The organism is Bradyrhizobium sp. Mp27, from assembly GCF_029953005.1.
Taxonomy (GTDB): Bacteria; Pseudomonadota; Alphaproteobacteria; order Rhizobiales; family Xanthobacteraceae; genus Bradyrhizobium; species Bradyrhizobium barranii.
The window spans coordinates 1-9146 of sequence record NZ_JASAUS010000217.1; the positions used below are offsets into that span (position 1 = coordinate 1).

A 9146-nucleotide genomic window follows, 5' to 3' on the forward strand; every position below is an offset into this window, starting at 1 on the left:
ATTGTTCCATCGCCTTCAGTCTCCTCTCGGCTCTCTGACAAGCCAAGGATCGCAGAGCGAAAGCCGAAGCGAAACCAGTCAATCAAATGGGAGAAAAGCTCCGCTTACGATGAACATTTCAGCTCGCCAGCTCATGCTTGGAACTAGCGCCGCGAAATCCAGTGCCGCTCAGAGCATGGCGCGATAGATCAAAAGTGGCCGCCGACGAATCTAACGTGCAAGCTTGGTACATCAGTTTTATGTTGGGGCGGCTAATGGCCGTGGCCGTTATCCCCGGGCATTTTTCGACTTCGACGAGAGGCGCCGGCCAGCCGCAGGCTCGTACGGTTGTGCGATCGTGAAAGCGAACGCGGGCTGGGTAGCCCTTTCATGAAGCGGGCGAGTGCTCGCGAACTTACGTAGCAGAGTCACCATCGCTGTCAGAAAGCTCACCTCCGCTGTCTTGAATGCGCCAAGCATTCCGCGTGCGCGACATTAGGACGCAAAACGGAAGCGCATTTACGTACATCGCAGTGGCGCAAATCCTGCTACGCGTGCGCGGGCGCAAAAGTAGAGGAGGCGGCCGTGGGTCTCGATCTGCCAAATGACAATCTGATCCGAGGTCCGCTGCCCGAAGCACATTTGGATCGCCTCGTTGACGCCGTTAATGCGCGCGTTGATCGTGGAGAACCGAAGGTGATGTTACTCACCGGGGCATCGCGCGGAATTGGCCATGCCACTGCCAAGCTATTCTCGGAGGCAGGCTGGCGCATCATTTCTTGCGCACGCCAACCGTTCGACGGCGAGCGATGCCCCTGGGAGGCTGGGAATGACGATCATTTCCAGGTCGACCTCGGCGATCATCGAATGCTGCCGCGCGCAATCACCGAGGTTAAGAAACGCTTGGCCGGTGCGCCCTTGCACGCGCTGGTGAATAATGCGGGTGTGTCGCCGAAAACGCCCACAGGCGATCGGATGACATCGTTGACCACCTCAACCGATACCTGGATGAGGGTCTTTCATCTTAATCTGGTGGCTCCGATCCTGCTGGCGCAGGGTTTGTTTGATGAGCTAAGAGCCGCGTCAGGATCGATCGTGAATGTGACTTCAATCGCGGGCTCGCGGGTGCACCCATTCGCCGGTAGCGCCTATGCGACCTCGAAAGCTGCGCTTGCGAGCCTCACACGCGAATTGGCCCACGACTATGCGCCGCATGGCATTCGCGTCAATGCGATCGCGCCCGGCGAAATCAGGACCGACATGCTGTCGCCCGACGCGGAAGCGCGCGTCGTGGCAAGTATCCCGCTGCGCAGAGTGGGTACTCCGGACGAAGTGGCCAAGGTCATCTTCTTCCTATGCTCGGATGCGGCGAGCTATGTTACGGGTGCCGAGGTGCCGATCAACGGTGGCCAGCATCTGTGAAGCGGCCGGCCCGGCGGCGAAGCTGACTTGAGCTTCCCAACGGACTCACGTTCTCCGCTGACCACGCGCATACAATCAACAGAAAATGAATCGAAGGCACACGGCAAGTTTACTGTCGTGCCATGAAAAAGTGTCACGGTTCGATGTCATCTCGTCAACACTTGGCGCTAGATCGAGAGTGACATGCAAAACGAACCTCGCCAATCCGGACATGGGTCCAGGGAGGATGATCAAGGAAACGGAGACAGGCTTATGCTGCATATCCCCTCCTCGAGCGAAAGACCTGCCTCGCAGCCGGAACCGGAGCGTGCCCCCCCGGGGGAGCCGTCGCATGAGAGCGCGCTGGCCGGCATCTACGAAATATCGAAAATACTAAATGCTCCCGGCCGGCTCGAAGTCACCTTGGCCAACGTTCTCGGTCTTCTGCAATCGTTTGTGCAGATGCGACACGGCCTCGTCTCGCTGTTCAACGATGACGGCGTTCCAGAACTTACAGTTGGCGCCGGCTGGAGCGAAGGCACTGACGAACGTTACCGGACGTGCGTGCCGCAGAAAGCAATCCACGAGATCGTAGCGACAGGCAGGTCTCTTATGGTCGAGAATGTAGCCGCCGAGACGGCCTTCAGCGCTGCCGACCGGGAGGTTCTCGGCGCCTCTGATAGTATACCGGTAGCGTTCATCGGGGTCCCGATTCGCGTTGATTCGACGGTCGTTGGTACGCTGACGATCGACCGTATCCCGGAAGGCAGTTCAAGTCTTCTCGAGTACGATGCGCGGCTGCTCGCCATGGTCGCGAACGTGATAGGACAAACGATCAAGTTACATCGCTTGTTCGCCGGCGATCGCGAACAATCGTTGGTGGACAAGGACCGGCTAGAGAAACAGACAGTTGATCGTGGGCCGCCCGCTCGCGAGCGCAAGCAGCTTCAGGCACACGGGATCATTGGCGACAGCCCGGCGCTGAGCGCACTGCTTGAGAAGATTGTCGTTGTAGCCAGATCAAACAGCACGGTTCTGCTGCGTGGCGAATCCGGTACCGGGAAGGAGCTGGTAGCCAAGGCCATTCACGAGTCGTCCGTTCGTGCTAAGCGGCCGTTCGTTAAGCTGAATTGCGCGGCGCTCCCCGAGACGGTCCTGGAATCGGAATTGTTTGGCCATGAGAAAGGTGCCTTTACCGGTGCTGTCAGCGCCCGCAAGGGGCGCTTCGAGCTTGCTGACAAAGGGACGCTATTTCTTGACGAGATCGGAGAGATCTCACCTCCGTTCCAGGCGAAGTTGCTGCGAGTTCTGCAAGAGCAGGAGTTCGAGCGCGTCGGCAGCAATCACACGATTAAAGTCGATGTTCGGGTGATAGCTGCGACCAACAGGAACCTTGAAGAGGCTGTGGCAAGGAGCGAATTCCGCGCGGACCTCTACTATCGTATTAGCGTAGTTCCCTTGTTGTTGCCGCCGCTTCGCGAAAGACGCAGTGATATTCCGCTGCTCGCAAGAGAGTTCCTCAGAAAGTTTAACAGCGAGAACGGCCGCTCTCTTACTCTGGAGGCGAGTGCGATCGATGTACTGATGAGCTGTAAATTTCCGGGAAATGTCCGCGAACTCGAGAACTGCATCGAGCGGACCGCGACACTCAGTGCCGGATCATCGATTGTAAGAAGTGACTTTGCATGCAGCCAAGGCCAATGCCTTTCCACGACGCTTTGGAAAAGCACATCGTATGGCAAGACAGACCCGGCGGCACCGATGCAACCGGTGCCTGCAAAGTCCATCATCCCGCTGGCTGAAACGGCCCCTCCGCCGCAGGCTGTCTGCGAACCGGGCTCATTGGCACCTTCCGGCACAGTTCTCGTTAGTGGTGCGAGAATGGCTGATCGCGAGCGGGTCGTTGCGGCTATGGAAAAGTCTGGCTGGGTGCAGGCCAAGGCAGCGCGCCTACTCGGGCTAACCCCGCGCCAAGTCGGCTACGCGCTGAGGAAATACGGAATCGAGATAAAGCGGTTCTGAGCGCCCCGCATCGGCCTGGACTGATTCCGCCAAATCGATAAGTGAAGACGGTCCGCGTAGTTAATCTAGCAATCTGAGGGGAATGGACCGCCGGGGGCGTCGGCTTGCCACGACCCCGAGAAGGGCTCAACTATTCAGCGACAGATGGGGCGGAGAGCCTCACTTGCGAGTCGCACAATCGCGAACCGCCGGTTGCTCGAAATGCAAAGAGCTATCATCCTTATCTCAATCAAGCCGGATTGGCGAACGCAATGCTTAATGACCCTCGACCGGTCCGGGCCTGCAGGGGATTAGCGGCAGTCAATCCGCAAGCAGTCCCGCCGCCACTTGCCAGCGTGGTGCTGCGAAACAGCGCTGTCCGAGCCTGCTTTGTGCCGGCATCCCTTTCAGGAAGCGCGGGGTAGAGAGGGCGCACTACCCGGTCTTAAGCCTTGTGACAGCGAGCGGTCCCAAGCGGCGGGGATGGTACAACACTTGCTGTTCTCTTCCCAGCTGACGTAACTTTAGGAGCAACACCTTGCATAATATTGTCTGCATCAAGCAAGTTCCGGACTCGGCGCAGATCCGCGTGCACCCCGTGACCAATACAATCATGCGTCAGGGAGTGCCGACCATCATCAACCCGTATGACCTATTCGCGCTCGAGGCCGCGCTGGGGCTGCGCGATCGGTTCGGTGGCGAAATTACCGTGCTTACCATGGGGCCGCCATCGGCAGAGGAGTCGTTGCGAAAGGCGCTGACTTATGGTGCTGATCGCGCCGTCCTACTTACTGATCGCTGCTTTGCGGGCTCGGATACGCTGGCCACTACGTATGCGCTTGCAACAGCGATCCGGAAAATTGGCAAGGAATATGGTCCGGCAAACCTCATCTTCACGGGAAAGCAGACCATCGACGGCGATACAGCGCAGGTTGGTCCTGGCATCGCGAAGCGACTGGGCGTAGGGCAGCTAACTTACGTTGCGAAGGTCAGATCCGTGGACGTCGCCAATGAAACAATTGAAGCGGAGCGGCGCTCGGAAGGCGGTGTGCAGGTTCTGCACACTAGGTTGCCCTGCCTCATCACCATGCTTGAGGCGACGAATCAGATTCGGCGAGGCGCGATGGCGGATGCCTTGCGTGCCGCGCGAGCCAAAATCGTGAAATGGAGCGCGCAAGATGCAGGTGTCGAAGACATCTCCAAATGTGGGCTCAAGGGCTCGCCGACTGTCGTCAAACGTGTGTTCGCTCCCCCTGCGCGGGCCGAGAGGGCGGCGCTGGTTGAGTCCGCCGAGCAGCCGGCGCAGGCGCTAATAGACGCAATCTTCTTGAATCAACCGAAGCTCGAAACCGATCTGGCGACACTTGCTCGTGACGCCCGATCTGGACTGTCCGGGCAATGTTAGCAACGCGCTCCAAGAAATGTATCAACGCTCGCACCCGAGTCGACGAGAGCGCAACATGTCGTTGTGCAACGCGGTAAGCTACCATAAGAGTTTGCTATGCCATCCGTCGATCTCGCCATCGGCTGAGGCCGCATGTTCCGTAGAGCACGTTATCGCTACGATCGAGTCCGGAGCCGCCCAGGATTGCCGGGGCACGGCCAAACAGGCCTGCGCATATTTCAGATCTTCCGTTTTGTCGTGTTCGACCGTGGAAGACCATTGCTTCCTCCGTACCGGTCGCGAGCAAAGACGGAATACGTCAGCAACCCGGGTCACCATGCTAGCGCTGCCGTCTGCACGTCCAAAGCCCTGTCGCTGGCTTTAAGGAGCAAAGCCAACCTATGCGGCGCCTTTGAAGCAATCCGCCAATTCAGCAGCCGTGTGTATGTGAACAGCCGCTGTTTCGTTCCTGACGGCGGTGCGCAGCCTCTCAAGTGCTATGCACTTGCTATGAGGATAGGTCACAAGTGTTATACCAGCTTCTTCGGAATCTGACGGAGCAAATTCAAGAGTTGGCATGATGGTTGCTGTTAGCCAGTAAAAATTAAGAGGGGGTAACCGCGAATGCGAAGAACAGGCGAGCGGCATGCCACGAACGACCTGAGGCCCTGTGAGGTCGGTAGGCACGAATTGGATTTTACAATGCTGTACCAAGTTGACAGCGGTTCGATGAAATGGCGGCAGCAGCAACCGCGAGGGCTTCATTCATTTGCTCAGGCAGCCAAAGCTGCACCGCGCGACTAGGCGTGTCATTCGCGCATGCGGCATTAGCATCAGAATGGCATGCGCGGCGAAGTATCCAAGACGATTCTCCGCGCGCATGCTCGCCGTGGCTGCCATTGCGGCATCGGATTGCTGCTGGACTGGAAGCCAACCGGATCCTCGCCGCTCCCTCAATGAACGAAGTCCCTTCGATGCGCATGACCAGGACAGAGAAGACCGCAATCTGCCGTGGCCAGGAGAACGACGAAAGTTTGCGTGAAAGGTGAACGCAACATTAGGCCCTTTGAAGCCAATGAACTCAGCGCGGTCAATAGTCGGCCCGGACATGAAGGTAGCTTCGTCAAGGACCGTTTCGCTTCTCATCTGCAGGGAGTCAAATGATATCTCAAGCGTCTCGATTTGCACCGGATCAGCCTCCGAAGTTATCCTGCGAGTACTTGACTGAGCGAGTGCGAGCCTTGTTCGGCCCGCATCCGTTCGCCTCCCAGATGTCCGGAGACCAGGTCGCCAGCCTGCTGCCTGAATACCTAGCGATGTCACAGGCGTTCCCGTACCTGCAGGCAGGGTCGCAAAGGGACCTCATATTCGATGCAATGCATCAAAATCGGGACATTGGGAGGGACATTGAACTGACCAGCGTGGTCGCGAATTTTATCTGCTGGGATGAGACCGGTGGCCATGGCGGGATTCTCCGGGGCGGCAAGGCGGCGTTGCCCGATATTCTTTTGACAGAAAACTTTCACTCCAACCTCTTGAGAAAGGATGCTGCACGACTACTCGGCAGAGCGATAAGGCCCAACTATAGCGACAGGACGAAGCAGTACCTGCATTCTCTCTATGCCGGATTGTCATCGAAAGACCCCCTGGTTCGTTGCGCCTACATGGTCGCCTTTGAGCTCCATGCTGCAGACATGATCCAGTCGCTGTGGACCACTCTGGTCAAAACCTTCAAGGCGCGGCCGGACGATCTTGAGTATTTTCGCGGCCATGTCGGCGGAGAAGATCCCGCGGAGAAGTACCACGGAGAAATGACAGGCCGGCTGATTGGTGAACTTGTGCAGCCTGGCCTTAATGATCGCTTTTTGAATGAATTCGGCCGAGCCTATCGGCTCAGCGTCCAGTGGTGTCGCGATCTGCTCGGAACGGCGGCGCGTACGGGAGATGATCACTCCGAGATGCAACATCATGGCCGTTGTCATTGCGGCGCTATCAAATTCTACGTCAATGCACCTCGAGAGCTCTCTGCAGTTCGATGCAATTGCTCAATTTGTCAAATGTCTGGATTTGTCCACTTGCTCGTACCTGGCGATAAGCTGCGCATTGAGTGCGGCGAAGAGTTCCTCACGACATACCAGTTCAATAAGAATATTGCGCGGCACACGTTTTGCCGGCTTTGTGGCGTAAAGCCATTCTATAGGCCGAGGTCGAATCCCTCCGGGTACAGCGTAAATATCCGATGTCTGGATAGAAAGACCATCGAGCACTTAAGAATATCTGAGTTCGATGGCGCGCATTGGGAGCAAGCATTCCTGTCAATGCAGCAGGACCCGGAGTCATGCTTCGAAGATCAAAGGAGTGAGCTCGAATGGCGCGCGCAATGAAAGATAAATCCTGTCTTCTTTCAGAAGAAGTCCTGACAAAGTACCGGATTGAGCTGCTAGTAAAGGGGTCCGTCGTAATCGCCCCGCAAATGTTATTCACTCAAGACGACATAGCCAGGATCGATCAGCTGCAGGCTGAGATTCCGGAAGAAGAAGTGCGGGAGGGAGATGCGGGCGACTTGCACAGCGTCTTTGTCCAGCGCGTGAGGGTAGACCCGCCCGGCCACGCGCCTAGCAACGTGAGTGGTACTGCTTCGGGTCAGATCATGGAGCTGCTCGAAAGTAGAGATCGCAGCTTCGCGCTAAGAAAGATCTTCGGAGCATCCGCAGATTACGTGGTTCGCCGATGCCAGATGCATCGTATGCCGCCGGGGTCCTTTATCGGCATTCATTTGGATGCGGCGAGTGATCCGGATTTCGAGTACTCGGTGATTGTGCAGCTAGCGAGAGACTTCGACGGCGGTGAATTCGTGGTATATCCAACCGGGTACGAACAACACGTATTCCGGCCGCCATTTGGCGCTGTGCTTGTCACAACCTGTAAGGTCCGGCATGAGGTAAAGCCGGTATCAAGCGGGGAGCGCCGATCCCTCGTATACTTCTGTTCAAAACGCAGCGGCGTGAACCGCCGGATCATCGAGGGTTCTAACGCTCGGCCCTAGCGTGCCGCGCCTGGTATGGGTCTCTGCAAATCGTGGGCTGAGCGAGCTCTCCGGGGAATTGATGGCTTTCCCATCTTGCGGGTCCTTCGTGAGGTCCGACACGAGTCTGGTCGCAAGCGATGGCTTACATTGATCGTACGCGTCCGGTGACGGCCCCTAGTTGGGCGTCTTGAGCGGATGGCCGACCTCGCTCATGGGGCATGAGCGACGTTCTGAGGTTACCAATTCCGGGCGTGAGTTCGTGGACGCGCTTGGCGAGATGATCCAGCAGGCAGGCCAGCACAAGCCTGTGGATCTAGGGCTTGGCTGTGGCGATGAAGTGATCGCTTTGGTCGTGTCATTGTTACTCCAAGCTCTGCGCCCCGATCCGGGCCTTTTCCTCGCCCGTCCATCGTCGGCGACGATCCCAGTGATCACCTCGACGCGACGATCACCTTGCTACTGGCTCGAGCATGGTATTTGCCATCGTTCCTCCTCCACGGATCCGCTCATGCCGAGCTGTATCGCGGGCGCCGAAAGGGGAGCGGTTGGGGCCTCACGCCGTTACAATGGGCCGAATATTTCCACCACAATCACCACAATCACGAGGAGAGTGGTCGCAAAGGCCATGATGACCATTCCGCTGCCCGCAGGTAGGAGGCTGAGAGGCGAGGCGATAGGATTGCAGATCGACGGCATCACGCGGGGCGGGAGATTGAGCCTCTCAGTGCTATCGAAGATATAGCTAGTCGGGCGTCGGGACTCACGGACCACACATCCAAAGCTGGGTTGCATCCCCGCGGAATTGTCAGCCAGCTGGTCCCGACCGGGGTTGTCCGGCGGCTGCCCGGGAACGAGCGGCGTTTGGCTGTAGTAGGGACCACCATGCTTGGAGCTCGGTGCCACCTCGCGCAGAGCAGTCTGCCTGACAAATGCGGAACTTGCGCCAGCGGCCACATTCATGGCTTTTGCAACTCCAGATGCAAGCAGAATCAAAGCCAAGTCGAACAAGATCAATCGGATCAGCCTCATTGGGGCTCCGAAGATAGCTGCTGCGGCCGCGTTCTTTGCGGCAACTCCTGCTCCTATGCAGCAATTTACGTGCCGGCAAAGTGCGGTCTTTTGGGGCCGCTTATTTCATAGTGAAACTCGCATAAACCCAAGCCAGCGAGTGCAATCGCCCATCGTATTGTCGAGTTTCAACGTAGGCGTCGCAAATCGGCCAAGCAGGACGTGCAATGCGATTAGCCCGTCTTATTCGCGAGAGGGCGCCTGAGAGGCTGGCGAGCGTGGTGTAAAGCGCTGATGCTGCGTAGGATTCGGTTGTGAAGCCAACCCCATCACCTCAACCGCGAA

6 protein-coding genes are annotated in these 9146 nt (G+C 57.5%); 5 read left to right on the forward strand and 1 reads right to left on the reverse strand.

Features of this window, described 5'->3' with window-relative positions; translation table 11 throughout:
* The first annotated feature begins 564 nt into the window (after window positions 1-564).
* From QJT78_RS45575 to QJT78_RS45595, 5 genes are all read left to right on the forward strand, one after another.
* Complete coding sequence (locus QJT78_RS45575) at window positions 565-1401, forward strand: SDR family oxidoreductase (protein WP_011084833.1); 837 nt, start codon at window positions 565-567, stop codon at window positions 1399-1401.
* A 183-nt stretch (window positions 1402-1584) separates the two neighbouring features.
* The gene (gene nifA / locus QJT78_RS45580; protein ID WP_035680130.1) at window positions 1585-3402 is read left to right on the forward strand and encodes a nif-specific transcriptional activator NifA; all 1818 of its coding nucleotides are present in this window, start codon (window positions 1585-1587) and stop codon (window positions 3400-3402) included.
* A 517-nt stretch (window positions 3403-3919) separates the two neighbouring features.
* Window positions 3920-4786: an electron transfer flavoprotein subunit beta/FixA family protein gene (locus QJT78_RS45585; RefSeq protein WP_011084835.1), complete on the forward strand. Its 867-nt coding sequence runs from the start codon at window positions 3920-3922 to the stop codon at window positions 4784-4786.
* 1211 nt (window positions 4787-5997) lie between these two features.
* Window positions 5998-7149: a GFA family protein gene (locus QJT78_RS45590; RefSeq protein ID WP_014497805.1), complete on the forward strand. Its 1152-nt coding sequence runs from the start codon at window positions 5998-6000 to the stop codon at window positions 7147-7149.
* Window positions 7134-7811, forward strand: a complete 678-nt coding sequence (locus QJT78_RS45595; protein WP_014497804.1) for a 2OG-Fe(II) oxygenase — start codon at window positions 7134-7136, stop codon at window positions 7809-7811. The genes QJT78_RS45590 and QJT78_RS45595 overlap by 16 nt, the downstream gene beginning before the upstream one ends.
* A gap of 543 nt (window positions 7812-8354) precedes the next feature.
* On the opposite strand, the gene QJT78_RS45600 is transcribed toward QJT78_RS45595, so the two are convergent.
* Window positions 8355-8822 carry a hypothetical protein gene (locus QJT78_RS45600; RefSeq protein ID WP_018647484.1) on the reverse strand — a complete coding sequence of 156 codons (468 nt, stop codon included), beginning with the start codon at window positions 8820-8822 and terminating at the stop codon, window positions 8355-8357.
* Window positions 8823-9146: the final 324 nt, after the last annotated feature.

What these genes read in the sequence shown, in the direction of transcription:
- nifA (WP_035680130.1), top strand. Translation starts at nt 1,585, where the DNA reads ATGCAAAACGAACCTCGCCAATCCGGACATGGGTCCAGGGAGGATGAT.
- QJT78_RS45595 (WP_014497804.1), top strand. Translation starts at nt 7,134, where the DNA reads ATGGCGCGCGCAATGAAAGATAAATCCTGTCTTCTTTCAGAAGAAGTC.
- QJT78_RS45600 (WP_018647484.1), bottom strand. Translation starts at nt 8,822, where the DNA reads ATGAGGCTGATCCGATTGATCTTGTTCGACTTGGCTTTGATTCTGCTT.